Raw genomic sequence first — 25,209 nt, forward strand, 5'->3', positions numbered from 1 at the left:
TGCGCCGCCACCGGCGCCAGCAGCAGCGGCATCGACAGCGTCTGGCCGAGCAGATCGCAGCGCGTGCTGGCCCCGCCCAGGTCGGCCAGCACGCGCCCTTGCAGGCGAATCTCGGCGAAGGCTTCGCGGTTGCGCCGCAGCGTCGCCTCGTCCGCCGCACCACCTTGCAGGTACGCCCAATAGCCCGGCTCGATGCAGGCGGCGGCGCGCTGCTCGAAGTCGTCGAGGCTGTACACGGCAGGAATCAGCGACACGGACATGGGAATGGCTCGCAACGGGACGGAAGGCGCATCCTGCCCGCCGCGCCCGCGCCTGTCGATGACCTGCGGCAGCGCCTACTTCAGGTACCAGCCCCAGGGCTCGGGGCTGATGTACTCGGTGACCTGTTTCACTTCCAGGTAGTTGTCCAGCCCCCAGCGGCCCAGTTCACGGCCGATGCCGCTCTGCTTCATGCCGCCCCAGGGCGCCTCGCTGAAGGTCGGCTGCGAGCAGTTGATCCACAGAATGCCAGCGCGCAGCCGGTTGGCGACCCGCGCGGCGCGCGCCGGGTCGGCCGACATCACCGCCGCGGCCAGGCCGAAGCGGCTGTCGTTGGCCAGGCGAATCGCCTCCTCTTCGCTACGGAAGCGCTTCACGCAGAGCACCGGGCCGAAGATTTCCTCGCGCCAGACGATGCTGTCCACGTCTGGCTCGTCGAAGATCGCCGGCTCGACGAAGTAGCCGCGCTCCAAGCCGCTCGGCCGGCGCCCGCCGGTGAGCAGTCGGGCGCCGCTGGCCTGGCCCTGGGCGATGAAGCCGAGCACCTTGTCGTACTGGCCGCGGCTGACCAGCGGGCCGAGCAGCACGCCCTCCTCCAGACCGTTGCCGATGCGGATCTTGCGGGTTTCCTCGACCAGTCGCTCGAGCAGGCGCGGCGCCAGCCGTTCGTGCACCAGCAGGCGCGAAGTGGCGCTGCATACCTGGCCCTGGTTCCAGAAGATGCCGAACAGGACCCACTCCACCGCGGCCTCGACGTCAGCATCCTCGAAGACGATGAACGCCGACTTGCCGCCCAGCTCCAGGCTGATGTTCTTGATGTCCGCGGCGGCCGCCGACATGATTTTCGAGCCGGTCGGAACGCTGCCGGTGAAGGCCAGCTTGTCCACCCCGGGATGCGCGGCCAGCGCGCTGCCGGCCTCGCCGCCGAGGCCGGTGACGACGTTCAGCACGCCGGCCGGCAAGCCGATGCGGTCGGCCGCGGCGGCCAGTTCCAGCGCGCTCAGCGAGGTCAGCTCGGACGGCTTGAGCACCACCGTGGCGCCTGCCGCCAGGGCCGGCGCAACCTTCCAGGCGGCCATCAGCAACGGGTAGTTCCAGGGGATGATCTGGCCCGCCACGCCGACCGGTTCGTAGCGCAGCGAGCAGCGGAAGCGCTCGTCGGGTAGCGCCAGCGGCTCGTTCTGGCGGCCGTCCAGCTCGCGGGCGAGGCCGGCGTAATAGCGGAAGCAGCCGATCGCGTCGCCGACGTCCCAGCGCGCTTCCGGCAGCGGCTTGCCGTTGTCGCGCACTTCCAGCACGGCGAGCTCTTCGTGGCGCGCCTCCAGGCCGTCGGCGAGCAGGTCGAGCCACGCCGCGCGCTCGGCGCCGCGGCTCTCGCCCCAGTTGCGGAACGCCTGGCGGGCCGCGCGCACGGCGTGGTCGATGTCTTCCTCGGTCGCCGCCGGCAGGCTGTGCAGCGGTTCCTCGGTGGCCGGATCGAGGGTCTCGAAGCGGCCACCCAGGTCGGGGCCGACCCATTGGCCGTTGATGTACAACTGGTCGCGCATGGCGTTCACCTTCAGGGCAGTAAGCAGGACGGATCAGGCGCCGGGCTGGCGGTTCTGCAGGTAGCGCGAGGCCACCAGCAGCGCCAGCGAGGCGGCGATGATCACCGTGGACAGCGCGTTGATCTCGGGCGTGATGCCGCGCCGGATCGAGGAAAAGATGTAGATCGGCAGGGTGGTTTCGGAGCCGGCGACGAAGAAGGCGATGATGAAATCGTCGAAGCTGAAGGTGAAGGCGAGCAGGAAGCCGGCGAGGATCGCCGGGGCGATCTGCGGCAGGATCACCCGGAAGAAGGTCGACAGCGGCGGTGCGTAGAGGTCCGCCGACGCTTCCAGCAGGGCCTTGTCCAGCGCCTCGACGCGGGTCCGCACGATGACCATGACCAGCGCCATGGTGAACAGCGAGTGCGCCGCCACCACCGTGCCGAAGCCCATGCGCAGCCGCGGCAGCGCTGGATCGATGGCCTGCAGCAGCGGGTTGAGCAGGTCGAACAGGGTGATGAAGGCGATTAGCGTGGCGATGCCGATGACGATTCCCGGCACGATGATCGCGCAGTAGGTCAGCGCGTCGAAGAAGCGCCGCACGCGACCGCCGACACGCTGCAGGCCGAACACCGCGAGGGTGCCGAACAGCGTCGAGAGCAACGCCGAGCAGAGGGCGATCAGCGCGCTGTTGCCCAGCGCCTCCATGATGAACGGGTTGCCGAAGGCGCGGCCGAACCACTGCACCGAGCAGCACTGGAAGGACAACCCGCTACGCCCGGCGTTGAAGGCGAACAGCATGATCAGCGCGATGGGCGCGTAGAGGAACAGGTACAGCGACGTCGAATAACTGCGCAGCCACATCTCACAGCACTCCGTCGCGGCTGGCGCCGCCGAAGCGCGCCGCGAGTTTCAGGTAGACCAGGATGATCGCCAGCATCAAGGCCACCAGCGTCATCGCCAGGGCGCTGCCGAACGGCCAGTTGCGCGACTGCAGGAACAGGTCGACCAGCGCGTTGCCGACGAAGAACACCTTGCCGCCGCCGAGGATCGCCGGAATCAGGAACTCGCCCATCAGCAGGATGAACACCAGCATCACGCCGGTGATCATCCCCGGCGCCGACAGCGGCAGGGTGACGCGGCGGAAGGTCTCGAAGCGGCTCGCGCCGAGGTCGCCGGAGGCTTCCAGCAGGCGCTTGTCGAGTTTCTCCAGGCTGACGTAGAGCGGGAACACCATCAGCGGCAGGTAGCCGTAGACGATCCCCACCAGCACCGCGGTGGGCGTGTTGATCAGCCGCACGCCTTCCAGGCCGAGGCTCGCCAGCAGCGCCGGGATGCCCTTGCCGCCGAGGATGAAGATCCAGGCGTAGGTGCGGATCAGGAAGCTGGTCCAGAACGGCACGATCACCAGGGTCAGCAGCAGCGAGCGGTTGCGCCGCACCTTCACCGCCAGGAAGTAGGCCAGCGGATAGGCCACCAGCAGGCACACCAGGGTGCCCAGCGGCGCCAGCACCAGGGTGTTGCTGAAGGCGCCGGCACGCGAGCCCAGCGCCAGGTAGTTGTCGAGGGTGAAGCCGCCGCCGTAGCCGCCCACCGAGCTGCGTTCGCCGAAGCTGAACACCAGGATGACCAGCAGCGGGATCAGCAACAGCAGCAGGAACCACAGCGTCGAGGGCAGCAGCAGGAGCCAGGTGACGCGCCGGCCGAGGCCCGGCGCTGGCGCCACCCCGGCGGGCGGCGCATTGACGGCGGTGTTCATTGGCGAATCCCCGTGCATAGGCAGGACCTCAGGCATTCGGCTCCCCTTCCCCGGCGGAAATAGCAGGCATCGTCACGCCGCCTTGAAGCGCGCCATCAGCTCGGCGCGCACGGGGCTGGTGAGGGTCGCCGCGGCGCCGAACTCCAGGTGGCTGAGCAGCTCGGCGGCCGGGTACATGATCGGGTCCTCGAGCATTTCCTTGGGCAGCAGCGCGTCCACGCGCTTGTCGCCGCTCGGGTAGCCGTGGGCCTCGACCTCCAGCTTGTTGTGCGCCGGATCGAGCAGGTAGTTGATCAGCGCGTAGGCCGCATCGCGGTGCTCGGCGCCCTTGGGAATGGCGAAGAAGTCGCTCCACAGTTCGCCCCCCTCGCGGCCCAGGGCGAACTGCATGTCGGGGTTGTCGCGGTGCAGCTGCGAGGCGTCGCCGGTCCAGCACATGGCCATCCAGGCATCGCCGCTGCGCATCGACGGCTGGATGTCGGAGTTGATCGCGAACAGGTGCGGCTTGCAGTCGATCAGCAGCTTCTCGGCGTCGGCCAGCTCCTTGGGATCCAGCGAGTTGAAGCTGTAGCCGAAGTACTTGAGCGCGTTGCCGATGGCGGTGAGCTGGTAGTCGTGGACGATGGTGCGGCCCGAGGCGCTGGTCTTGGTCAGGTCCCAGAACTGCTTCCAGCTGTCCACCGGGGTCTTCAGCGCGCTGGAGTCGTAGACGATGCCGGTGGTGCCCCAGTTCTTCGGCACCGCATAGACCTTGCCGTCCACCGTGCCCTGGGCCATGAAGCGCTGCTCGAAGGCCTTGGGATCGAAGTTGGGGATGCGCGCGAGGTCCAGCGGTTCGATCAGGCCCAGCTCGACGTAGGTGCTGATGGTGTAGTTGGTCGGCACGAACAGGTCCCAGCCGCTGCCGCCGGCCTGCAGCTTGGCGAGCATCTCCTCGTTGGAGCCGAACACGTTCATCTGCACCTTGGCGCCGGTGGCTTCGGCGAAGGCGGCGAAGTTTTCCGGGTTGTGGTAGTTCGGCCAGGTCGCCAGGTTGACGCGGTCGCCCATACTGCCCTTCTCGGCGGCGAAGGCGCGGCTGGTCAGCAGCCCCGGCATGTTCGCCGCCATCACCGCGGCGGCCAGGCCGAGGCCGGTGCGGCCGAGGAAGTCGCGGCGGGTGATCGAGCCGTTCTGCCAGCTGCGTAGGGTCTTGATGAAAGTCTTCTTGTCCATCGTCCGTCTCCTGGTCGTCGTGTCGTTCTAAAAGGGTCGAAGCGTCAGTTCAGACGGCCATCGCCAGGCCCTTGGCCTGGTCCCAGCCGATGCTCACCGCCGCGCCGTGCTCGAAATCGCCCTGCGGCGCGCCGCCCTGGCGTGGAACGCGCACGCAGACGACGCCGAACGGGCCGGTGCGCACGCGGTACTCGGTGAGGTTGCCGAGGTAGATGCGGTCTTCCACCACGCCGTCCAGGCGCACCTCGGCGCTCGGCGGGGCGCTCAGCGCGCCGATGGCGATCAGTTCCGGGCGCACCGCGATGCACGCGGCGCTGCCGGCGAACAGCCGCGCGCCGCTGCCGCTCGCCGGGCTGGCGAGCTCCAGGCCATTGCCGGTGTCGAGCACCACGCGGTCGCCGTCGAGGCGTCGCACGGTGCCGTCGAAGAGGTTGGATTCGCCGATGAAGTCCGCCACGTAGCGGTTCGCCGGGGTCTCGTAGAGCGCCTCCGGGCTGGCGGTCTGGATGATCTTGCCGTCGCGCATGATGCTGATCGAGTCGCTCATCGAAAGCGCTTCTTCCTGGTCGTGGGTGACCAGCACGAAGGTGATGCCGACCTCGCGCTGCAGGCGCAGCAGTTCGGACTGCATCTCCTTGCGCAGCTTGCGGTCGAGCGCCGCCAGGGGTTCGTCGAGGAGCAGCACGGTGGGCTTGTTGACCAGCGCGCGGGCCAGCGCCACGCGCTGCTGCTGGCCGCCGGACAGTTCGTGCGGCTTGCGCGCGCCGAAGCCGGACAGGCGCACCATCTCCAGCGCTTCGTCGGCCAGGCGGCGCTGCTGCGCGCGATCAGGACGCGGCGTGCGGTAGCGCAGGCCGTAGGCGATGTTCTCCGCCACCGACAGGTGCGGGAACAGCGCGTATTGCTGGAACACCATGTTCACCGGGCGCTGGAACGCCGGCACGCCGACTACGTCGCGGCCGGCCAGCAGCACCTGGCCTTCGCTGGGCTGCTCGAAGCCGGCGATCATCCGCAGGGTGGTGGTCTTGCCGCAGCCGGAGCCGCCGAGAAAGGTGTGGAAGGCGCCGCGCGCGACACGGAAGTTCAGGCCATCGACGGCGGTGACGCCGCCGTAGCGCTTGACCACGCCGTGGAACTCGATATCGAAGGACTGCCCGTACTCGCTCACGCTTCTTCCCCTGCGGTTGCATTGCAGGGTTCACGCTATCAACCGGCTTCGCGCCGCGTATATATCCCCCGGGGGATAGAGGCGATCAGCCGGTGGCGCGCAGGTCCGCCGCACGCTCGGGCAGCGTCAGCTCGCGGATGAACAGGCCGAGCAGCTCCGACTGGCTGCCGATGCCGAGGCGGGCGTAGAGGTTCTTGCGGTGGATCTTCACCGTGCCGGGGCTGATCGCCAGCAGCTCGGCGATGGACGCGCTGGAGTGCCCGCGCAGCAGCAGACGCACGATCTCCTGCTCGCGCGCGGTTAGCACCCCGGCGCCGAAGCGGGCGAAGGCTTCGTGGACGCTGTAGTCCAGGTCCTGCGCCGGGCGCGGCCGCTCGGCGCGACGCAATTGCCAGGCTTCGCGGACCACCTGTTCGACCACCGGCCGGGCGCATTCGAGGATCTGCATCTCGTCGCGCGAGTAGGCCGGGCTGGACACGCTGCGCATCAGCGAGAGCACCGCCTTGGCGCCGCAGTCGAGGTCGACGAAGAAGGCGATTTCCTCGGTCTGGCCGGTTTGCTGGTAGTAGGTCAGGTAGTACTCGCCGAGGTAGAAGTGGTCCGGCGCCAGCTGCCGCAGCCGCCACAGCCCGGCGGGCTGGTTGCGCGTGCAGGCCAGGTAGAAGGGATCGAGCAGGTAGGGGCCGGCCTGGTAATCCTCGACGTAGATGTGCCGGGTGTCGGCGGGAAAGGTGTCGAACAGCGCCAGCGGCCGGTGATTGCCCTCATAAACGAACAGCACGAAGTGATCCACCGGGCAGACCTGCCGCAGCCACTGGCTCAACCCGCGCAGGCGCGCACGACCGGGTTCGAGCGACAACAGGTGGGCGATGCCGCAGCTCCAGTGCTTGAGGAATTTATGGGGCATGGGCGATCTCGCTCGGCCGCTGGACGAAGGTGCGGCGAAAAAATGCACGATCTGCGCCAGCCCTCCGCAAGCCCCGTGGCAGCGCGATCCACCCTTGCGCTGCGACCGACCCGCGCACCGCTTTGGGTCATCCGACCCCAATCGAGGTAACGCAACCGTCCCACCCCACAGATGCGCCCCCTCGACCGTGGGGTGGGTTAGCGGCGATATGCAAAGGAATCAACCACACCACCCACCTCCACCGCCGCGTAACCCACCAGGTGGTGGTTGGCGATACCTCGCTTGGTGGGTTACGGCCCGGAAGCACCGCGATTGCCCGGCCCCACACGGTGCGCCTAACCCACCCTACGGATGCGCCAAGCCCGACCGTAGGGTGGGTTAGCGGCGATGTGAAGAGGAATCGACCCCACCCCCACCTTCACCGCCGCGTAACCCACCGGGCGGTGGTCGGCGATAGCTCGCTTGGTGGGTTACGGCCCGGAAGCACCGCGATTGCCCGGCCCCACACGGTGCGCCTAACCCACCCTACGGATGCGCCGACCTTGACGGCGGCGATGTGCCGAGAACGCCTGCGTTACGGCTTCTTCGGCTTGCCGCCCTTGGGCGCGCCCTTCGCCGGGCCTTTGCCGAAGGCCGGTGCCTTGCGCACGGCCTTGGCGGCGGGCTTTTCGTCGTTGTCGAACCAGCGCCCGAGGTGGACCTTGCCGCCGGGGCCGGGGTCCTTCTTCTGCTTGGGCTTCTTCGGTTTCTTCAGCACCTGGCCGCTAGCGTCGGTCGCCGGAACCCGGTGATCCGGCTCGAAACCGGGCTCTTCGACGCGCTTGAGGGTCTGCTTGGTCAGCACTTCGATAGCCGCGAGCAACTGCACCTCGTCGGCGCAGACCAGCGACAGCGCCTCGCCAGAAGCCCCGGCACGACCGGTGCGGCCGATGCGATGCACGTAGTCCTCGGCAACGATCGGCAGGTCGAGGTTGACCACCAGCGGCAGGTCGTCGATGTCCAGGCCGCGCGCGGCGACGTCGGTGGCGACGAGGATCTGCACCTCGCCGTCCTTGAACCGCTGCAGCGCACGCAGACGCGTCGGCTGCGGCTTGTCGCCGTGGATCGCGTCGGCGCGGATGCCGTTGCGCAGCAGTTCGCCCTCCAGCTCGTCGACGCCCTTGCGGGTCTTGGCGAACACCAGCACCTGGCCCCAGCGGTTCTTGCGCAGCAGGTGCAGGAATAGCTCCGACTTGCGCTTCTTGTCCACCGTCACCAGCCACTGGCGCACGCTCTTCGCCGCCGCGTTGCGCGGGCTGACCTCGATCGACAGCGGATCGCGCAGCAGCTCGCCGGCCATCTGCCGGATCGCCTCGGAGAAGGTCGCGGAAAACAGCAGGGTCTGGCGTCTCGATGGCAGCGCGGCGAACAGGTCGTCCAGCTCGCGGGAGAAGCCGAGGTCGAGCATGCGGTCGGCTTCGTCGAGGATCAGCGTCTGCAACTGGGCGAACTTCACCGCGTTCTGCCGGTACAGGTCGAGCAACCGCCCAGGGGTCGCCACCAGCACGTCGATGCCCTTGCGCAGCTTCATCATCTGCGGGTTGATGCTGACCCCGCCGTACACCGCGTAGCTGCGCAGCGGCAGGTGCTCGCCGTAGGCGAGGAAACTCTGCTGCACCTGCTCGGCCAGCTCGCGGGTCGGCACCAGCACCAGCGCGCGGATCGAGTTGGGCGCCACCTGCGGGCCTTCCAGGGTCAGCCGCTGCAACAGCGGCAGGGCGAAACCGGCGGTCTTGCCGGTGCCGGTCTGCGCGGCCGCCATCAGGTCGCGACCCTTGAGCACGGCGGGAATCGCCTCGGACTGCACCGGCGTGGGCGTCTGGTAGCCGAGGGCCTCGAGGGTGCGCAGCAGGGGTTCGATCAGGCCGAGGGAAGCGAAGGTCATGGGAAAAACCGGGAAGCGGAACGAGGCGCGCAGTTTAACCCCAGAGGTGTCGTAGGGTGCGCCGCGCGCACCGTCAGTATTTCCGATGGGACTACGCCCCACGCCGCCATTGCGGCAACCCGATCAGCACCACCGCGCCGACGATCAGGCCCATCGCCAGCCACTCCTCATGGCCGATGCGCTCGCCGGCGAAGGCGATGCCCAGCAGCACAGCGACCACCGGATTGACGTAGGCGTAGCTGGTGGCCGCCGCCGGACGCACGGTCTTCAGCAGGTAGAGGTAGGCGCTGAAGGCGACGATCGAGCCGAACAGCACCAGATAGGCCAGCGCCGCCCAGCCGGCCAGCGTCGGCGCCTGGGTCATGCGCTCGCCACTGGCGACGCTGCCAACCAGCAGCACCGCGCCGCCGACCAGCATCTGCGCAGCGCTGGCCATCGGCCCGGCCGGTTGCGTGAGGCTCTTGCTCCATACCGAGCCGAACGCCCACGCCGCGGCGGCGAACAGCACCAGGGCGGCGCCCAGCGGGCTGGCCTGGAGGTTGGAACCGAGGTTGAGCAAGCCGATGCCGACCAGCCCGAGGATGATCCCGGCCCATTCCAGGCGCGTGTTGCGATGTCCCCAGAACAGGCCGAATACCAGGGTGAACAGCGGCATCGTCGCCACCGCCAGGGCCGCCACGCCGGACGCCACGCCGCCGTGCTCGGCCAGGGTCACGCCGCCGTTGCCGCAACTGAGCAGCAGAAAACCCACGGCCCCGGACGCCAGCCACTGGCGCCGTGTCGGCAGCGGCGCGCCGCGCCAGCGCTGCCAGACGAACATCAGGCTGCCGGCGATGAGGAAGCGCACCGCGGCCATCAGCAGCGGCGGCCAGGATTCGACGCCGATGCGGATTACCAGGTACGTGGAGCCCCAGACCAGGTAGAGCGCGGCGAAGGCGCCGACCAGCAGCAGGGGAAAACGAGGCGCGGACATGCTCGGAGCTCACGGCGAAGGGCCGCCGATTCTGCGTCAGCGCCACGCGCGCCGACAGATACAGAAGCCGAGCGGAGCACCGATACAGGCGCCCGTTCAGTGACGCAGCAGCAGTGCCCCCTCGATCGGGTGGTAGTGGCCGGCGGAACGGATCAGCGATTGCGCGGTGAGGCCGGGCACGCCGTAGACGCGGGTGGTCACGCCGTTACGGGCGACGCGCTCGAGCAGCAGGTCGAAATCGCCGTCGCCGGAGGCCAGCACCACTTCGTCGACGCGCGGCGCGGCGTCGAGCATGTCGATGGTGATGCCGACGTCCCAGTCGCCCTTGGCCGAACCGTCGCTGCGCTGGATGAACGGCTTGAGCTTCACCGTGAAACCCAGGTTGCGCAGGATCTGCTGGAACTGCTGCTGCTTGGGATCGCCACGCTCGATGGCGTAGGCGTAGGCCTCGACGATCTCGCCGTGGCCGGCTACCGCACGCCACAACGCGGTGTAGTCGAAGTGGCAGCCGTGGATCTGGCGCACGGTGTAGTAGAGGTTCTGCACATCGGCGAACAGCGCGATTCTTTTCAACGGATGACCCACGGCAGCGGCAAAGGACCGCGATTATGCGCGCTTCGCCGCCGCCCTGCGGTGCGTTGGTCGCGCTCAGACGAAGCTGTCGTCGTCATCGAAGAAGCCGCCACCGCTGTCGTCCAGGCCCGCGTCCTGGTAGCCGTCATCGCTCGGATAGTCGTTGCCGCCCGAGTAGTCGGCGCTGTCGCTGGCGGCGTAGTCCTGGGTCTGCGCGCTGTCCGCGGCGGCCGGCTGCTCCTTGATGATCTCGACGATTTCCTGCGGCTGCGAATGCTGGAACAGGCCGGTGAGCATGTTGCCCAGCATCATCCCACCGGCCACGCCCGCGGCGGTCTGCAGCGCGCCGCCGAGGAAGCCGGTGCCGCGCGAGGACGCCTGGGGCTGGGCATAGCCCTGGCCGAAACCACCCGCCGCCGGGTTCGCCGGCGGCACGGCGGACGAGCGTGGCCCCGGCTCGCTCCAGCCGCGCGCCTCCGCGCCCGGCGACGCGGAGCGCGACGGACCGGCGCCAAACAACCCGGCGAGGAAACCGCCACCGCCCTGCGCCTGGCGCTGCCGCTGCGCCTGTTCGAGCTGCGCCTCCAGCTCGCGAACACGTTGGTCCAGGCGCTTGAGGCCGGCCTCCTGAATCAGGATGACCTGGGCCATGTAGTAGGGCGCGGCGGGTTGCCGGGCGATGTGTTCGTTGATCAGCGCCTCGGCCTGGGCGTCACGCGCAGCGGACTGCGCCTCGGCGTCCTTCAGGCGGTTGAAGAGTCCGTCGATCACCTGCTGTTCTTCGGATTGCATGGCACGTCTCCGATCTGTGGAAATTCGGTGTCTGCGGGTGGGCCCGCCACCTGTTCAATGTGCGACTGGCCGTGGCGATTTCAACGCCGGCGCGCGTAAAGGTTGAGTAAACCCGCCCGCTGCACCGAGGCCGTTTGGCCTGTTCCGGGTCTTCCGCTACAGTGGCGGCCCTTCCCTGCATGCCCGTCGAGTTCGATGAATCCGCTTCCGATCCTGCGTGACTCCTGGTTCTTCTTCAGTCGCCACCTGGGCGCCATCGCCCTGCTCTGCCTGCCGCCGCTGGCCCTCGAATCGCTCAGCCGCCAGGCGCTGCGGGCGGTCGACGGCACGCAACCGTCGGCCGGTTACGAGGTGCTGCTGGGGCTGCTGTTCTACCCGCTCTACACCGGATCGCTGATTCTCTTCCTCGACAGCCGCAGCCGTGGCGAAACGCCCGGCACCACCCGGCTCTGGGCCGGCGCGCTGGGCTTGTGGCCGCGGCTGGCACTGCTCACGGCGATCACCAGCCTGCTGATCATGCTCGGTATGTCGCTGCTGGTGCTGCCGGCGATCTTCGTGATGGTCAAGCTGGCGTTCTCCGAGTACCTGCTGGTGCTGCGCGGGATGCCGCCGCTGCCGGCGCTGCGCGACAGCTATCGCCTGACCCAGGGGCACTTCCTGCAGATTCTCGCGCTGGTGCTCAGCACGATGCTGCCGCTCTGGCTGCTCGGCGCCTGGTCGTCCGGCTGGCTCGGCGACGATCCGGCGTTCCTGCCCAGCGTGCTGCTCGATTGCGCGATCGGCTTCGTGCAGCTGTTCGCCAGCGTGGCGATGTTCCGGCTCTTCATGCTGATCGAAGAAAAAAGCTGACCGATCCGATAGCAAAACGCCGCTACCGACGCGAAAACCGAATTACACTGCGGTCGATACGACGGCGCCTTCCGCTGTCGATGGATGACAAGACGGCCCCAGGCCGCAGCGAAAACCGATGGCGAAACCTCCACGACTGCTTCTGTCCCTGCTCGGCGCGCTGTTCTGCGGTGCCAGCTTCGCCGGCCGCGCGCCGGAACCGCCGCAACAGCTGGTCAAGGTGGGGTACTACAACTCGCCGCCGGCGATCTACGCCGACGCCCGCGGCGAAGCCCGGGGCTCTCTGGTCGACCTCACCCGCCTGCTGCTGCACAACGCCGGCTACCGCGTGAGCTTTCGCGAACTGCCCAGCGCGCGCCTCTATGCCGGGCTGGTCGACGGCAGCATCGACATCTGGCCGGGCTCGCCGGGCAAGCCCAACCTTCAGGGCCAAACCCTGGAAGCCAACGAGCAGCTGGCGGAAATCAGCCTCAACCTCTATTACCGTCCCGGCGGCCCGACCCCGGCGTTTCCCCGCGACCTAGCCGCCCGCGATGTCATTCTGATCACCGGCTACACCTATTGGCCGCAGATCAACGCGGCGCTGCAGGACCCCGCGCTGCAGTTGCGCCAGCACCGCACCAGCACGCACACCGCCGCGCTGCTGATGCTCGACCGCGGGCGCGGGGACTTCCTGCTCGACTACGACCAGTCGGTGAACCAGGCGGCGAAGGAACTGGGTATCGCGCCACCGCCGTCTGTGCCGCTGGCGCGGGTGCCGATCAAGTTCATCATTTCGGCGCGCAGCGCCAACGCGCAGAAACTGCGCGACGACCTCGACCGGGCCTATCGGGCGCTGCGCGCGACCGGCGCCGATCTGCAGCTGCGCAAGGAATGACGGCGTTCCCACCACCCCGCGAGCGGCCATAGCCCTGTACGGGTCGGGCGCGACGCTCGAACGGGTTCCTAGCGCCGCGGCTTGGCCCGCGCGGTGGGCTCGGCGATCAGCGGGTCGTCTGGCCAGTAGTGCTTCGGATAGCGGCCCTTGAGGTCCTTCTTCACGTCCAGATAGGTGTTGCTCCAGAAGCTCGCCAGGTCCTGGGTGACCTGCACCGGGCGCCGCGCCGGCGACAGCAGGTGCAGCTTCACCGCCAGCCGGCCCCCGGCGATGCGCGGCGTGTCGGCCAGACCGAACAGCTCCTGCAGACGCACCGCGAGCACCGGAGGAAAGTCCGTGTAGTCCAGGCGGATGCGCGAGCCGGACGGCACCTCCAGGGCTTTCGGCGCCAGTTCGTCGAGGCGCTGCGGCAGCGGCCAGGGCAGCAGCCCCTGAAGTATCCCGGCCAGGTCCAGCGCGGCGAAATGGCTGAGCCGCGAGACCTTGCCCAGGTATGGCGCCAGCCAGTCTTCCAGGCTCGCCAGCAGCGCCGCATCGCCGACATCCGGCCATTCGCTGGCGCCGCCGGCCTGGAGGTCCAGCTCGCGCAGCAGGCCGATGCGCGCCTGCCACTGGCGTAGCTCGGGGGTCCAGGCCAGCAGTTCCAGACCCTTGCGCCGCACCAGGCCGACCAGTGCGCGCGCCCGCGCGGCGTCCTCCAGGCCGCTCAGCGCCTCGCTACCCAGCACCAGCTCGCCGACGCGCCGCTGGCGTTCGGCGCGCAGCACGCCTTCGCGCTCGTCCCAGTCGAGCACTTCCAGCGTGGCGACCTGCTCGGCCAGCGGCCCCTCGAACAGCGTCGGGTCGAGCGCGGCCGCCAGGTAGATGCGTTCCTCGCGCTGGCCTTGGCGACTGCCGAGGTCGGCGACCACCAGCCAGGGCTCCTTCATCAGCGCATCGGCCTCGCCGAACTGCGCCGCGCGGCCATTGGCCAGGCGGTACTCGGCGCCACCGGCCCGGCGCTGGCGGGCGATGCGGTCGGGATAGGCGAAGGCCAGCAGACAGCCGAGCCAGCGCGGGTCCTGCGCATCCTCGCGCGGCTCGACCGGCGCCCGCCGCAACAGGCCGCGAAACTGCCTGGCCAGTTGCCGCGCGCGCTGCACGCCGTGCTGCGCCGAGCGCGCGGCGCGGGTTTCCCCGGCTAGCAGGGCCAGACGGTGGTGCAGGTCGGCGCCTTCGCCACGCAGGATGTCGCGCTCGCCAAGCAGCGCGGCAAGGTCGCAGGACAGATCGGTAAGCCCCAGCTCCTGGCCGCGCAGCAGCAGATGGGCGATGCGCGGGTGCGCCGGCAGTTCGGCCATGGCCTGGCCGTGGCGGCTCAGCGCACCGTTGTCGGCCAGCGCACCGAGCCGCCCGAGCAGTTCGCGGGCCTGGGCGTAGGCCGCGGCGGGCGGACGGTCGAGCCAGGCCAGTTGCTCCGGCTCGACGCCCCAGCGCGCCAGTTGCAGGGCCAGGCCGGCGAGGTCCGCCTGGAGGATTTCCGCGGTTGCGTGGGCGGCCAGTTGCTCATGCTGCGCCTGCGACCAGAGCCGGTAGCAGACGCCCGGCTGCAGCCGTCCGGCGCGACCGCCGCGTTGCGTGGCGGAGGCCCGCGAGATGCGCTGGGTGTCGAGGCGGGTCATGCCGCTGGCCGGGTCGAAGCGCGGCACCCGCGCCAGGCCGGCATCCACCACCACGCGCACGCCGTCGATGGTCAGGCTGGTCTCGGCGATGTTGGTCGCCAGCACCACCTTGCGCTGCCCGCTCGGCGCCGGCTCGATGGCGCGGCGCTGGGCGGCGAGGTCGAGTTCGCCATGCAGCGGACAGAGCAGCACATCGGCTCGCCCGTGCAGTTGCTCGCCAAGCTGCTCGGCGACCCGGCGGATCTCGGCCTGACCGGGGAGGAACACCAGCAGGCTGCCGGGCTCGTCGTCCAGCGCCTGCAGCACCGTCTGCACCACCCGCGGCTCCAGCCACTCGCCCGGCTGCGCGGGACGCCCCCAGCGCGTGTCCACCGGGAACATGCGGCCATCGCTGCTGACCACCGGCGCGGCGCCGAGCAGCGCCGACAGCCGCTCCCCCTCCAGCGTCGCCGACATCAGCAGCACCTTCAGCGGCGGCTCCTCGCGCAGCAGCTCGCGGCCGTTGAGGGTCAGCGCCAGGGCCAGGTCGGCGTCGAGGCTGCGCTCGTGGAACTCGTCGAAGATCACCAGGCCGACACCCTCCAGCGCCGGATCGTCCTGCAGGCGCCGCGCAAGAATGCCTTCGGTGACCACCTCGATGCGGGTGCGCGGGCCGACCTTCGACTCCAAGCGGATGCGGTAGCCGACGGTTTCACCTACCGCTTCGCCCAGTTCGGCGGCCAGCCGCTCGGCCGCCGCGCGCGCTGCCAGGCGACGCGGTTCGAGCATCAGGATGGTCTGCCCGGCGAGCCAGGCTTCGCCAAGCAGCGCCAGCGGCACGCCGGTGGTCTTGCCGGCGCCGGGCGGCGCCTCCAGCACGGCTTCGTGGCGCTGGCTCAGCGCCTCGCGCAGGGCGGGCAGAATGGCATCGATGGGCAGGGCGTGCATGGCGGCTCCGGAACGGGGGAGCGGATTATAAGCGCGCCGCGCGGGTATGCGGCGCGGCCGTGGGTTCGTCCACCGGCGAAGAAACGCTGGCGCGCCGCCGCGGTCTCACAGGGGGCGACACAGGTTGCAGGAAAACCTTTGTACGGCCTGCGGAAAACGCCCCCCGGCGCTTGATATAGTGGCGCACTGCTTTCCCTGGAGGTCCTTCATGCTCATGCGTAACCGCATCATCGGCGGCGCTCTCGCCGTCACCCTGCTCACCCAGCTCAGCGCCTGCGGCACCCTGTTCTTCCCCGACCGCCGTGGCCAGATCGAAGGCCGGATCGATCCGCTGGTCGCCGCGCTCGACGCCGTCGGCATCCTCTTCTACGTGATCCCCGGGCTAATCGCCTTCGGCATCGACTTCGCCACCGGCGCGATCTACCTGGCACCGAACGAGCACTACTCGGTGGCGCCGGAAAAACTGCAGGACGCGATCAGCGCCGACGGCAGCGTCGACAAGCAGAAGCTCAAGGCGATCATCGCCCGCGAAACCGGCCGCACGCTGCCGCTCGACGACCCGCGGCTGATCCAGCACAGCGGCAGCCTCGAACAACTGGCCGCCTACGGCCTGCGCCCGGCCGCGTGATGCCGCAGCGAGCCGCGCGGCGACGGGCCGCCCTGCCGACCGAACGCCGATGATCATCGACGCACGCCATGCCCGGCTGATGCGCCTGGCGACCCGCGCCGCGCTCGCCGTGGCGCTGTCGCTGGCCCTCGCCAAAGCCGTCGCGTGGTGGTTCAGCGGTTCGGTGAGCCTGCTCGCCGGCCTTACCGACTCGCTGCTCGACGGCGCCGCCTCGCTGCTCAACCTGCTCGCCGTCGCCTACGCGCTGCGCCCGGCGGACGACAACCACCGCTACGGCCACGGCAAGGCCGAGGCGCTGGCGGGGCTCGGCCAAGGCGTATTCATCGGCGCCAGCGCAGTCTTCGTCGGCTACCAGGGCGTGCAGCGCCTCGCCCACCCGCAGCCCCTGGAAGCCACCGGCGCCGGCCTGGCGGTGATCGTCGTGTCGCTGCTGGCGACGCTCGCCCTGCTGCGCTTCCAGCGGCACGTGGTGCAGGTCACCGGCTCTACCGCGATCACCGCGGACGCCCTGCACTACCGCTCCGACCTGCTGCTCAACGGCAGCATCCTCGCCGCGCTGCTACTCGCCCAGGCCGGCCTGCACCGGGCGGATGCGCTGTTCGGGCTGGGCATCGCCGCGTACATCCTCTACAGCGCCACGAGCATCATCCGCGGTGCCTGTTCGGTGCTGATGGACGAGGAACTGCCGGTCGAGATCAGCCAGCGCATGCACGAGCTGGCCTGCGCGGTGCCCGGCGTGCTCGGCACCCACGACCTGCGCACGCGGATGTCCGGCACCCACTGGTTCGTCCAGTTGCACCTGGAGCTGCCCGGCGGGCTGTCGCTGGACGAAGGCCATGCGCTCTGCGACCAGGCCGAAGCGGCGATCCGCCAGGAGTTTCCGCGCGCCGAGGTGCTGGTTCACGCCGACCCGCCGAACGCGGCGCGCCAACGGCGGCACTGAACCCCTCCGACGCGGGCGGACTCCAAACAGGCATACCTCATGAGAACGCCCGCTGAGGGGAAGCCCATGTCACTCCATCCCGTCGCCCGCCTAGCCGACCTGCGCGAGGACCGAGGCACACGCGTCGAAATCGGCGAAACCAGGATCCTCCTGCTGCGCACCGGCGAGACGGTGCACGCCTACCAGGCCGAGTGCCCGCACGCCGGCGCGCCGCTGGAACAGGGCGCGGTGTGCAACGGCCGGCTTACCTGCCCCTGGCACAAGGCGGCCTTCGCCGTGGCCGACGGCAGCCTCTGCGAGCCGCCCGCCCTCGATGGCCTGAAGCGCTATCCGGTGGAGGTGGTCGACGGGGAAGTGCGCGTCGGTAGCCAGGCGCTGGCGGAAACGCCGGTCGAACCCACCGAGGACGCACGCCGCTTCATCGTCATCGGCGCCGGGGCGGCCGGCACCGCCGCGGCCGCGGCACTGCGCGAGAAGGGTTTCGCCGGCGAACTCTTGCTGATCGACCGGGAGCGGCGACCCGGCTACGACCGCACCGCACTGAGCAAATTCGTCCTCTCCGGCGAGGTGCCGCCCGCCGAGGTGCCGGCGCTGCGCGACGAAGCATTCTTCGCCGCACAGGACATCCAGCGCATCCACGGCGAAGTCGTGCAGCTGGACGCCGCCGCGCGCCGGGCCAGCCTGCTCGATGGCCGCCACTTCGACTACGACGCCGCGCTGCTGGCCACCGGCGGCGAGCCGCAGCGCCTGCCGCTGCCGGGTGCGACCCTGGACAACGTGCTCCTGCTGCGCTCGCGCGAGGACGCCGAGGCCATCCTGCAGGCGGCCCGGCCAGGCACCCGCGCGGTGATCGTCGGCGACAGCTTCATCGGCCTGGAAGCCGCGTCGGCATTGCGCCAGCGCGGCCTGGTGGTGAGTGTCATCGCGCGCCATCGGGTGTCCTTCGCCAGCGCGTTCGGCGAACGCATCGGCGCGGCCATCGGCCAGTTGCACGAGGACAACGGGGTGATCTTCCACCGCGGCGCCGAGGTGCTGCGCTTCGACGGCGACGAGCGGGTGCACGGCGTGCTGCTGGACAACGGCGAACAGCTGCCGGCCGAGCTGGTGCTGCTCGGTGTGGGCGTCAGCCCGGTCACTGCGATGCTCGATGACGCCCTGCTCGACGAGGACGGCGCGCTGCCGGTCGACACCGGCATGCGCGCCGCCGACGGGCTGTGGGCGGCCGGTGACATCGCGCGCTTTCCCTACGCCGGCGAGCCGACACGCATCGAGCACTGGCGCCTGGCGCAGCAGCACGCGCGCATCGCCGCGCAGAACATGCTCGGGGGCGATGCGCGCTATAACGATGTGCCGTTCTTCTGGACCTTCCACTTCGGCAAGCGCATCGATTACCTCGGCCATGCCAAGCGCTGGGACGAGCTGGTCTACGAGGGGGAACCGGAACGCCTCGAGTTCCTCGCCCTGCTCCGCCAGGGCGACCAGGTCGCCGCCGCCGTCGGCTGCGAGCGCCAGCGCGCCATGGCCCTGCTGGCCGAACGCATGCGCCGGCCGCTCGGCGTGGAGGAGGCGCTGCGGCTGATTCGCGCGAATCCGGACTGAGGGCGAAGGTTTCGCCCCGAACGCCGCCCAAACAAAAGGGGGAAGACCGTCCGGTCTTCCCCCTTTTACTGCGCGTCCGGTACTGGCGAGGATATCGCCGCTTTCGTCGCCCGCCTGGTTGGGCAGTGCGGACCCGGGTGCCAGAGCGGCCCGGTGGGACCGTCGGCGCCAACCCGCCTGATTGAGCGGGCCGGATGGACATTTCGTCCGGGCCTTGAAACTGAGGTAAAGCGTACGCCCGCGGCGGCGACAGGTGATTGCTAAAATTGCCCATCTCGCCACCACTTGCGCAATTAAAGCTCGCACATGCATGATCACGAGCAATAAAACCAAAGAGCCCCTAAAAAATGGACAAGCTGGACCGCTACGACCTGCGCATCCTCGCCGAATTGCAGCGCGACGCGCGCATCTCCAATCAGGAGCTGGCCGAGCGCATCGGCCTGTCGCCGTCGCCCTGTTCCAGACGCGTCAAGCAACTGGAGGACGACGGCTACATCAGCCGCCAGGTGGCGCTGCTGGATCGCAAGAAGCTCGGCCTGACGCTGACCGCCTACGTGCAGGTCGGCATGGACCGGCACACGCCGGAGCGCTTCGAGCATTTCCAGGACATCATCCGCAAGTGCCCGGAGGTGCTCGAATGCAGCCTGGTCACCGGGATGGACGCCGACTACCAGCTCAAGGTGGTGGTGCAGGACATGGAGCACTACCAGAAATTCCTGCTCGGCCAGCTCACCCGCATCGAAGGCGTCACCAGCGTGCGCTCCGCCTTCGTGCTCGATCAGGTGCTCGGCAGCACCGAGCTGCCGCTGGGCCACCTGCGCGGCTGAGCCGATGACCGCGGGCTTGCCGTATAATCGCCGCGCTTCGCCGTGCCGGCGTGGTCCATGACGCGTTGCGCCGGCCGCGCGCCAGGCGCCGCGCCGAGGGCATGAGCGCCGCGCCTGCCGAGCGCGGGCGAGGCACACCTCCCGGAGATCCCGATGCAACCCGAACTGTTCGAAGAAATAATGATGTACAGCCTGGTCACGGCGCTGATCGCGTTCATGGCCTTCATCGTCTGGGACCTGGCGAAGAAGTCCAAGGCGGGACGTTTCGGCACCATGATCCTGTTCCTCGCCCTGGGCCTGGGCGTCGCCGGATTCCTGATCAAATCGCTGGTGGTCGCCGGCCTCGAAGGCGGCTTCTAGCCCCCGGTGCGCATGGCGCGCCCTACGGTTGTGCGTGTGCGTTTCGCTATCCGTGGGCGGCTTGCCCCGGGTGCGCTCTGAGGGTCGCGGTCTCGACAGAGCGTTCTGGCCCTTGGTGCGCATGGCGCACCCTATGTCGGTTCGCCAGGCCTCGCGTAGGGTGCGCCCCGCGCACCGCCGGCACGCTCAAGCCTTCGGCAGCGGCAAATCCTTCCACTCTCCTGGCTGCAAGCCGTCCAGCGTCCACTCGCCGATCCGCACGCGCACCAGCCTGAGGGTCGGCAGGCCGACCGCCGCGGTCATCCGCCGGACCTGGCGATTGCGCCCCTCGCGGATCACCAGTTCGAGCCAGGCGGTGGGCACGCTCTTGCGAAAACGTACCGGCGGATGGCGCTCCCACAGCGTCGGCTCGTCGAGGCGCCGCGCCTCGGCAGGGAGCGTGGGGCCATCGTTCAGCGCAACGCCGTCGCGCAGACGCTGCAGCTGCTCCTCGCTCGGCTCGCCCTCCACCTGTACCCAGTAGGTCTTCGCCAGCTTGTGCCGCGGATCGGCAATGCGCGCTTGCAAGCGGCCGTCGTTGGTCAGCAGCAACAGGCCTTCGCTGTCGCGATCCAGGCGACCGGCCGGGTACACGCCGGGCACCGTGACGAAATCCTTCAGGGTCGCGCGGCCGGCTTCGTCCTGGAACTGGGTGAGCACGTCGAACGGCTTGTTCAGCACGATAAGGCGCGGCTCGGCGGGCGGCGTTTTGGCCACCCGTCGGGGAGTCGCGCGCGAGCGGGGCGGACGGGGCATGCACATTCCAGGGGGCGATGGGAGGCGAAGTGTAACCGAGGCACGCCCCGACTATTGCCGCCGCTTATGCTGCTGCCCAGTGCGCCTGGCAGCCGGCTATGCTACCCCGGACGTTCCAATCCACCGCGAGGGCCTGGCATGAGCACTTCCGAATCCGTACTCGACACCTTCACCGGCTGGGCCGCGATGGCCGCCGGCGAGCCGCTGCAACGCCATGAATTCAGCCCCGGCCCGCTGGGCGCCGAGGACGTCGAAGTCGCCGTGGAATACTGCGGCATCTGCCATTCCGACCAGTCGATGATCGACAACGAGTGGGGCAACGCGCGCTATCCCTTCGTGCCCGGACACGAAGTGGTCGGCACCGTCGTCCGCCTCGGCGAGCAGACCCGCGGCCTGAAGCTCGGCCAGCGCGTCGGCATCGGCTGGTACAAGGGCAGCTGCATGCACTGCAGCTCGTGCATGGAGGGCTCGCACCAGCTCTGCCGCACGGTGAAACCGACCATCGTCGGCAGCAACGGCGGCTTCGCCAACCGGGTGCGCGCGCACTGGGCCTGGGCCATCGCCCTGCCCGACAGCCTCGACCCGAGCCTCGCCGGCCCGCTGTTCTGCGCCGGCTCCACGGTCTTCAGCCCGCTGCTGGAGTTCGGCGTGAAGCCCACCGACCGCGTCGGCGTGGTCGGCATCGGCGGCCTCGGCCACCTGGCGCTGCGTTTCCTCAACGCCTGGGGCTGCGAAGTCACGGCGTTCACCTCGTCGCTGAGCAAGCAGGAAGAAGCGCAGCGCCTGGGCGCACACAAGGTGGTGGCCTCCACCGACAGCCAGGCGATGAAGTCGATCGCCGGCAGCCTGGATTTCCTGCTGGTCACCGCCAGCGCCGACCTGGACTGGAACGCCCTGCTCGGCACGCTCAACGCCAAGGGTCGCCTGCACTTCGTTGGCATCGTGCCTAGCGCCATCCCGGTACACGTGTTCAGCCTGATCCCGCAGCAGAAGAGCCTGTCCGGCTCGCCGGTCGGGTCGCCGGCGACCATGGCCAGCATGCTGGAATTCTGCGCCCGCCACGGCATCGTGCCGCAGGTCGAGCACTTCCCGATGAGCCAGGTGAACGTCGCCATCGACCACCTGCGCGCCGGCAAGGCGCGCTACCGCGTGGTGCTCGACGCCAGCAAATGACAGAAGGGGGCGGACCGCGGCATGATCCGCCCCCTTGTTTTCCACCCTGCGTTGCACGCCATGCCGAACCCGATCGAAACGCCCGCCGCCGACGACTTCCCGCACATGCTCGAGATCTGGGAGGCCGCGGTGCGCGCCACCCATGACTTTCTCGACGAGGCCGACATCCAGTTGCTCAAGCCGCTGTTGATTGGGCAGTACTTCCCGCAGCTGCGCTTGAGCTGCATCCGTGCCGCGGATGGCCGGGTCGCCGGTTTTCTCGGTTATGCCGAGGGCAAGGTGGAGATGCTTTTCGTCGACCCGCGTGTGCACGGCCATGGCATCGGCACGGCATTACTGCGCGACGCCATCGAACGCCTGGGCGCGACCGAGGTCGACGTCAACGAACAGAACCCCCGCGCGCTGGGGTTCTACCTGAGCCAGGGGTTCGTCGTCGCAGGCCGTTCGCCGCTGGACGGCGGCGGGCGGCCCTTCCCGATCCTGCATCTGCGCCTCGAGGAAGCGCCGGCCCGCTGAGGGGACTCCGGCGCGGGCCGGCTAGCGGAACGGCGGCTCATCGAAGCTGCGCAGCTTGCGCGAGTGCAGCGAGTCGAGCTGGCTGCGCAGCAGATCGAGCGCGGCGATGCCGATCTTCAGGTGCTGGCTGACCGCGCGTTCGTAGAACGCGCCGGCCGCCCCGGGCAACTTGATCTCGCTGTGCAGCGGCTTGTCGGAGACGCACAGCAGCGTGCCGTAGGGCACCCGCAGTCGGTAGCCCTGGGCGGCGATGGTGCCGCTTTCCATGTCCACCGCCACCGCCCGCGAGAGGTTGATCAGCGCCCGCTCGTGGGCCCAGTGCAGCTCCCAGTTGCGGTCGTCGTAGGTCAGCACGGTGCCGGTGCGCAGGCGTCGCTTGAGCGCTTCGCCCTTGTCGCCGGTGACCTGGGCCGCGGCCTCCTGCAGCGCCTGCTGCACCTCGGCCAGCGCCGGGATCGGGATGTGCGGCGGCACCACGCGGTCGAGGATGCCGTCGCGGCGCATGTAGGCATGCGCCAGCACGTAGTCGCCGATGGTCTGCGACTGCCGCAGGCCGCCGCAGTGGCCGATCATCAGCCAGCAGTGCGGGCGCAGCACGGCGAGGTGGTCGGTGATGTTCTTCGCGTTGGACGGGCCGACGCCGATGTTCACCAGGGTCACGCCGTGGCCGTCGCTGGCGATCAGGTGGTAGGCCGGCATCTGGTAGCGGTGCCAGACCACCGCGTCGGCCACCGCCTGGGCGTCTTCCTCGGGCGTGCCGCGCTCGATGATCACGTTGCCCGGCAACACCATGCGCACGAAGCGCGGATCGTCGCGCAGTTGCTCAAGACCGTGGCGAATGAACTGGTCGACGTAGCGGTGGTAGTTGGTCAGCAGGATCCACGGCTGCACGTGCCGCCAGTCGCTGCCGGTGTAGTGCTGGATGCGCTTGAGCGAGAAGTCGGTGCGCGCGGCGTCGAACAGCGACAGCGGCAGCGCCTCGGTGTCGGTCCAGTCGTACAGGCCGTCGGCCACCGAGTCGGTGGCGGCGGACAGGTCGGTGCTGGGGAACACCCGCGCCAGTTCGGCGGCGGTCACGCCGCTGCCGGCCAGCTCGTCGCCCTGCTCGACGACGTAGGGATAGGGGATGTTCTGCGCGCTGGAGCCGACCTCGACGCGCAGCGTGTAGTCGCTCATCAGCGGGCGCAACTGGTCGAGCAGGTAGCCGCGGAACGCCTCGGGATGGGTCACGGTTACCCGGTACACGCCCGGCACCTGGACCTTGGCGTAGGCGCGCGTGGTGGACGCCGCCTCGCCCTGGGTGGCGTAGGTCAGGCGCAGTTCCGGGTAGCGAAACAGCGCGCGCTGCGCGGCATCGGGCTCGGCGCGCTCCTTGAGGTAGCGCTTGAGCGCCTGACTCAGCGAGGTGGCGGCGCGCTGGTGCAGTTCGGTGAGCAGGTCGACCGCCTGTTCGGCAGTGGAAGCGACGACGTATTCGTCGGCAACGTGATCGGTCATGCGAGATTCCTTGTCTTGCGATTCGAAGCGATGCCCGCACGCTGCCACCGATTGCCGCTGCTTCGCAAGCGCGCTCGTCCGGGGACGGCCAGCGCGCCTCTACGGCCAGTGCTCGACCAGCCGCTCCAGCGCCCGCTTCAGTTCGGTGCGGCTGCGGGCGGCGGCCAGGCTGATGCGCACGGCGTTCAGCGGCGTGTGGCCCACCGCGAACACCTCCGTCGGCGCGCTCTCGACCCCGGCCGCACGACAGGCCGCTGCCAGCGACTCGCTGTCCGAGGTGTGCAGCCACAGGTGCGGCGCCGCGTGCTGTTGCGGCATGCGCGGGCCGAGCAGGCGCGTCGCCAGGCGCCAGCGCTGGCGCACTTCCTCGCGCTGCCAGTCGAGACGCCGCTGCGCGGTGCCGTCCTCGATCCACTCGCAGGCGATCGCCAGGCACAGCGGCGAGACCGCCCAGTTGGTCGCCTGCGCCTCGCGGTCGATGCGCGCCAGCACCTGCTCCGAGCCGGCGATGACACCCAGGCGCAGCCCCGGCGAAACGGTCTTCGACAGGCTGGTGACCAGCAGGCTGCGCTCGGGCAGCAACTGTGCCAGCGGCGGCTGGTCGCTCAGTGCACCGTACACGTCGTCCTCGATCAGCCACAGGCCGTGGCGCTCGATCACTTCGGCGACGCGCGCGCGCCGCTCGGCATCCATGCAGGCGCCGGTGGGGTTCTGCAGGCACGGCGTGAGCACCAGCACTCGCGCCCCGGTGGCGCGCACCTGGCGGTCCAGGTCCTCCGGCAGGATGCCGTGGCGATCCATCGCCACGCCGTGCAACGGCAGGCGCAACTGCCGCGCCGCGCCCTTGATGCCGGGTGCGGTGAACGCCTCGGAGAGCAGCGGTTCGCCGGCCTCGCAGAGCGACAGCAGCGCCGCGGACACGCCCTGCTGGGCGCCGGCGCAGAGCAGCACGCGCGACGCCGGCCAGTCCAGTCCGCGCCCTTGCAGCCACTGGCTGGCGGCGATTCGCCCGCGCATCACCAGGGCCGCCGGTGCATAGCTCTGCAGCGCGTCGAGTTCGCCGCGCGCGGCCAGCCGGGCGAGGGTTTGCGACAGGTCGCGGTTGTCGGCATCGGTCACCGGCACGTTGGTCGACAGGTCGATGCGTTCGCTGTCGGCCGGCGGCTGCTTGAGCAGGAACAGGCTCGCCTCGCGGCTATCGGCGAGCACGTAGGTGCCACGGCCGACCTCGCCGGACACCAGGTGCCGGCGCGCCGCCTCGCGGTAGGCCTGCATCACCGTGCTCGGGTTGATGCCGAGCGCCCAGGCCAGCCGCCGTTGCGGCGGCAGGCGCGCGCCAGAGACGAGCTCGCCGCTGCGGATCGCCGTGGAGATCGCCTCGACCAGCGCCAGGTAGGTCGGCTGGTTGGCGGTATCGAGCTTAGGAAGCCACATTGTCTGCCATGCAATATAAGGATTTACC

24 protein-coding genes are annotated in these 25,209 nt (G+C 69.5%); 9 read left to right on the forward strand and 15 right to left on the reverse strand.

The window, feature by feature from the left end:
* From QMX85_RS14000 to QMX85_RS14050, 11 genes are all read right to left on the reverse strand, one after another.
* Nucleotides 1-260, reverse strand: a 260-nt coding sequence (locus QMX85_RS14000) for an alpha-hydroxy-acid oxidizing protein (protein ID WP_282341824.1), incomplete at its 3' end; no start/stop codon positions are given.
* 75 nt (nucleotides 261-335) lie between these two features.
* Nucleotides 336-1,805: an aldehyde dehydrogenase family protein gene (locus QMX85_RS14005; protein WP_282341826.1), complete on the reverse strand. Its 1,470-nt coding sequence runs from the start codon at nucleotides 1,803-1,805 to the stop codon at nucleotides 336-338.
* 33 nt (nucleotides 1,806-1,838) lie between these two features.
* A complete protein-coding gene (locus QMX85_RS14010; protein ID WP_282341828.1) occupies nucleotides 1,839-2,648 on the reverse strand; it encodes an ABC transporter permease in 810 nt (269 codons plus the stop codon).
* A gap of 1 nt (nucleotide 2,649) precedes the next feature.
* Nucleotides 2,650-3,543 carry an ABC transporter permease gene (locus QMX85_RS14015; RefSeq protein WP_282341830.1) on the reverse strand — a complete coding sequence of 298 codons (894 nt, stop codon included), beginning with the start codon at nucleotides 3,541-3,543 and terminating at the stop codon, nucleotides 2,650-2,652.
* Between the two features lie 72 nt (nucleotides 3,544-3,615).
* Nucleotides 3,616-4,758, reverse strand: a complete 1,143-nt coding sequence (locus tag QMX85_RS14020; protein WP_282341832.1) for a spermidine/putrescine ABC transporter substrate-binding protein — start codon at nucleotides 4,756-4,758, stop codon at nucleotides 3,616-3,618.
* A gap of 49 nt (nucleotides 4,759-4,807) precedes the next feature.
* Nucleotides 4,808-5,926: an ABC transporter ATP-binding protein gene (locus QMX85_RS14025; RefSeq protein ID WP_282341833.1), complete on the reverse strand. Its 1,119-nt coding sequence runs from the start codon at nucleotides 5,924-5,926 to the stop codon at nucleotides 4,808-4,810.
* An 85-nt stretch (nucleotides 5,927-6,011) separates the two neighbouring features.
* On the reverse strand, nucleotides 6,012-6,833 hold the full coding sequence (locus QMX85_RS14030) for a LuxR C-terminal-related transcriptional regulator (protein ID WP_282341834.1): 822 nt from the start codon (nucleotides 6,831-6,833) through the stop codon (nucleotides 6,012-6,014).
* Nucleotides 6,834-7,407: 574 nt separating this feature from the next.
* On the reverse strand, nucleotides 7,408-8,757 hold the full coding sequence (locus QMX85_RS14035; protein WP_282341836.1) for a DEAD/DEAH box helicase: 1,350 nt from the start codon (nucleotides 8,755-8,757) through the stop codon (nucleotides 7,408-7,410).
* A 91-nt stretch (nucleotides 8,758-8,848) separates the two neighbouring features.
* Nucleotides 8,849-9,730, reverse strand: a complete 882-nt coding sequence (yedA, locus tag QMX85_RS14040; protein WP_282341838.1) for a drug/metabolite exporter YedA — start codon at nucleotides 9,728-9,730, stop codon at nucleotides 8,849-8,851.
* A 96-nt stretch (nucleotides 9,731-9,826) separates the two neighbouring features.
* Complete coding sequence (locus tag QMX85_RS14045; RefSeq protein ID WP_282341839.1) at nucleotides 9,827-10,303, reverse strand: NYN domain-containing protein; 477 nt, start codon at nucleotides 10,301-10,303, stop codon at nucleotides 9,827-9,829.
* A gap of 75 nt (nucleotides 10,304-10,378) precedes the next feature.
* On the reverse strand, nucleotides 10,379-11,095 hold the full coding sequence (locus QMX85_RS14050) for a DUF2076 domain-containing protein (RefSeq protein ID WP_282341841.1): 717 nt from the start codon (nucleotides 11,093-11,095) through the stop codon (nucleotides 10,379-10,381).
* A 195-nt stretch (nucleotides 11,096-11,290) separates the two neighbouring features.
* On the opposite strand from QMX85_RS14050, the gene QMX85_RS14055 reads away from it, so the two are divergent.
* Nucleotides 11,291-11,944 (forward strand): YciC family protein, encoded by a 654-nt coding sequence (locus tag QMX85_RS14055; protein WP_282341843.1) that lies wholly within the window; start codon nucleotides 11,291-11,293, stop codon nucleotides 11,942-11,944.
* A 118-nt stretch (nucleotides 11,945-12,062) separates the two neighbouring features.
* The gene (locus QMX85_RS14060) at nucleotides 12,063-12,821 is read left to right on the forward strand and encodes a transporter substrate-binding domain-containing protein (RefSeq protein WP_282341844.1); all 759 of its coding nucleotides are present in this window, start codon (nucleotides 12,063-12,065) and stop codon (nucleotides 12,819-12,821) included.
* A gap of 68 nt (nucleotides 12,822-12,889) precedes the next feature.
* Here QMX85_RS14060 and hrpB read toward each other — a convergent pair whose 3' ends face one another.
* Nucleotides 12,890-15,409, reverse strand: a complete 2,520-nt coding sequence (gene hrpB / locus QMX85_RS14065; protein WP_282341847.1) for an ATP-dependent helicase HrpB — start codon at nucleotides 15,407-15,409, stop codon at nucleotides 12,890-12,892.
* A gap of 208 nt (nucleotides 15,410-15,617) precedes the next feature.
* On the opposite strand from hrpB, the gene QMX85_RS14070 reads away from it, so the two are divergent.
* The 5 genes from QMX85_RS14070 to QMX85_RS14090 all read left to right on the forward strand — a co-directional run bounded on the left by QMX85_RS14070 (nucleotide 15,618) and on the right by QMX85_RS14090 (nucleotide 19,766).
* Complete coding sequence (locus QMX85_RS14070; protein ID WP_090226064.1) at nucleotides 15,618-16,037, forward strand: polyribonucleotide nucleotidyltransferase; 420 nt, start codon at nucleotides 15,618-15,620, stop codon at nucleotides 16,035-16,037.
* Between the two features lie 49 nt (nucleotides 16,038-16,086).
* A complete protein-coding gene (locus tag QMX85_RS14075; protein ID WP_282341853.1) occupies nucleotides 16,087-16,980 on the forward strand; it encodes a cation diffusion facilitator family transporter in 894 nt (297 codons plus the stop codon).
* Between the two features lie 66 nt (nucleotides 16,981-17,046).
* Nucleotides 17,047-18,579 carry an apoptosis inducing factor family protein gene (locus tag QMX85_RS14080; protein ID WP_282341855.1) on the forward strand — a complete coding sequence of 511 codons (1,533 nt, stop codon included), beginning with the start codon at nucleotides 17,047-17,049 and terminating at the stop codon, nucleotides 18,577-18,579.
* A gap of 347 nt (nucleotides 18,580-18,926) precedes the next feature.
* Nucleotides 18,927-19,406 (forward strand): Lrp/AsnC family transcriptional regulator, encoded by a 480-nt coding sequence (locus QMX85_RS14085; RefSeq protein WP_090226057.1) that lies wholly within the window; start codon nucleotides 18,927-18,929, stop codon nucleotides 19,404-19,406.
* Between the two features lie 153 nt (nucleotides 19,407-19,559).
* Nucleotides 19,560-19,766, forward strand: a complete 207-nt coding sequence (locus QMX85_RS14090; protein WP_090226054.1) for a DUF2788 domain-containing protein — start codon at nucleotides 19,560-19,562, stop codon at nucleotides 19,764-19,766.
* Nucleotides 19,767-19,952: 186 nt separating this feature from the next.
* Here the strand turns inward: QMX85_RS14090 and QMX85_RS14095 are convergent, their stop codons facing one another.
* Nucleotides 19,953-20,522: a pseudouridine synthase gene (locus QMX85_RS14095; RefSeq protein WP_282341906.1), complete on the reverse strand. Its 570-nt coding sequence runs from the start codon at nucleotides 20,520-20,522 to the stop codon at nucleotides 19,953-19,955.
* 177 nt (nucleotides 20,523-20,699) lie between these two features.
* On the opposite strand from QMX85_RS14095, the gene QMX85_RS14100 reads away from it, so the two are divergent.
* Both QMX85_RS14100 and QMX85_RS14105 read left to right on the forward strand, forming a co-directional pair.
* A complete protein-coding gene (locus QMX85_RS14100) occupies nucleotides 20,700-21,734 on the forward strand; it encodes an NAD(P)-dependent alcohol dehydrogenase (protein WP_282341859.1) in 1,035 nt (344 codons plus the stop codon).
* Between the two features lie 60 nt (nucleotides 21,735-21,794).
* Nucleotides 21,795-22,250: a GNAT family N-acetyltransferase gene (locus QMX85_RS14105; protein WP_282341908.1), complete on the forward strand. Its 456-nt coding sequence runs from the start codon at nucleotides 21,795-21,797 to the stop codon at nucleotides 22,248-22,250.
* A 21-nt stretch (nucleotides 22,251-22,271) separates the two neighbouring features.
* Here QMX85_RS14105 and amn read toward each other — a convergent pair whose 3' ends face one another.
* Both amn and QMX85_RS14115 read right to left on the reverse strand, forming a co-directional pair.
* Complete coding sequence (gene amn / locus QMX85_RS14110) at nucleotides 22,272-23,747, reverse strand: AMP nucleosidase (RefSeq protein WP_090226042.1); 1,476 nt, start codon at nucleotides 23,745-23,747, stop codon at nucleotides 22,272-22,274.
* 99 nt (nucleotides 23,748-23,846) lie between these two features.
* Nucleotides 23,847-25,181 carry a PLP-dependent aminotransferase family protein gene (locus QMX85_RS14115; RefSeq protein WP_282341860.1) on the reverse strand — a complete coding sequence of 445 codons (1,335 nt, stop codon included), beginning with the start codon at nucleotides 25,179-25,181 and terminating at the stop codon, nucleotides 23,847-23,849.
* Between the last annotated feature and the right edge of the window lie 28 nt (nucleotides 25,182-25,209).

This window comes from Pseudomonas sp. PS02288 (assembly GCF_029959715.1).
Lineage (GTDB): Bacteria > Pseudomonadota > Gammaproteobacteria > Pseudomonadales > Pseudomonadaceae > Pseudomonas_O > Pseudomonas_O kuykendallii.

Coding starts and splice junctions, on each gene's coding strand:
- QMX85_RS14020 (WP_282341832.1), bottom strand. CDS start 4,758: ATGGACAAGAAGACTTTCATCAAGACCCTACGCAGCTGGCAGAACGGC.
- QMX85_RS14115 (WP_282341860.1), bottom strand. CDS start 25,181: ATGTGGCTTCCTAAGCTCGATACCGCCAACCAGCCGACCTACCTGGCG.
- QMX85_RS14055 (WP_282341843.1), top strand. CDS start 11,291: ATGAATCCGCTTCCGATCCTGCGTGACTCCTGGTTCTTCTTCAGTCGC.
- QMX85_RS14080 (WP_282341855.1), top strand. CDS start 17,047: ATGTCACTCCATCCCGTCGCCCGCCTAGCCGACCTGCGCGAGGACCGA.
- hrpB (WP_282341847.1), bottom strand. CDS start 15,409: ATGCACGCCCTGCCCATCGATGCCATTCTGCCCGCCCTGCGCGAGGCG.
- QMX85_RS14010 (WP_282341828.1), bottom strand. CDS start 2,648: ATGTGGCTGCGCAGTTATTCGACGTCGCTGTACCTGTTCCTCTACGCG.
- QMX85_RS14005 (WP_282341826.1), bottom strand. CDS start 1,805: ATGCGCGACCAGTTGTACATCAACGGCCAATGGGTCGGCCCCGACCTG.
- QMX85_RS14050 (WP_282341841.1), bottom strand. CDS start 11,095: ATGCAATCCGAAGAACAGCAGGTGATCGACGGACTCTTCAACCGCCTG.
- QMX85_RS14105 (WP_282341908.1), top strand. CDS start 21,795: ATGCCGAACCCGATCGAAACGCCCGCCGCCGACGACTTCCCGCACATG.
- amn (WP_090226042.1), bottom strand. CDS start 23,747: ATGACCGATCACGTTGCCGACGAATACGTCGTCGCTTCCACTGCCGAA.
- QMX85_RS14090 (WP_090226054.1), top strand. CDS start 19,560: ATGCAACCCGAACTGTTCGAAGAAATAATGATGTACAGCCTGGTCACG.
- QMX85_RS14035 (WP_282341836.1), bottom strand. CDS start 8,757: ATGACCTTCGCTTCCCTCGGCCTGATCGAACCCCTGCTGCGCACCCTC.
- QMX85_RS14030 (WP_282341834.1), bottom strand. CDS start 6,833: ATGCCCCATAAATTCCTCAAGCACTGGAGCTGCGGCATCGCCCACCTG.
- QMX85_RS14015 (WP_282341830.1), bottom strand. CDS start 3,543: ATGAACACCGCCGTCAATGCGCCGCCCGCCGGGGTGGCGCCAGCGCCG.
- QMX85_RS14060 (WP_282341844.1), top strand. CDS start 12,063: ATGGCGAAACCTCCACGACTGCTTCTGTCCCTGCTCGGCGCGCTGTTC.
- QMX85_RS14085 (WP_090226057.1), top strand. CDS start 18,927: ATGGACAAGCTGGACCGCTACGACCTGCGCATCCTCGCCGAATTGCAG.
- QMX85_RS14075 (WP_282341853.1), top strand. CDS start 16,087: ATGATCATCGACGCACGCCATGCCCGGCTGATGCGCCTGGCGACCCGC.
- QMX85_RS14070 (WP_090226064.1), top strand. CDS start 15,618: ATGCTCATGCGTAACCGCATCATCGGCGGCGCTCTCGCCGTCACCCTG.
- QMX85_RS14100 (WP_282341859.1), top strand. CDS start 20,700: ATGAGCACTTCCGAATCCGTACTCGACACCTTCACCGGCTGGGCCGCG.
- yedA (WP_282341838.1), bottom strand. CDS start 9,730: ATGTCCGCGCCTCGTTTTCCCCTGCTGCTGGTCGGCGCCTTCGCCGCG.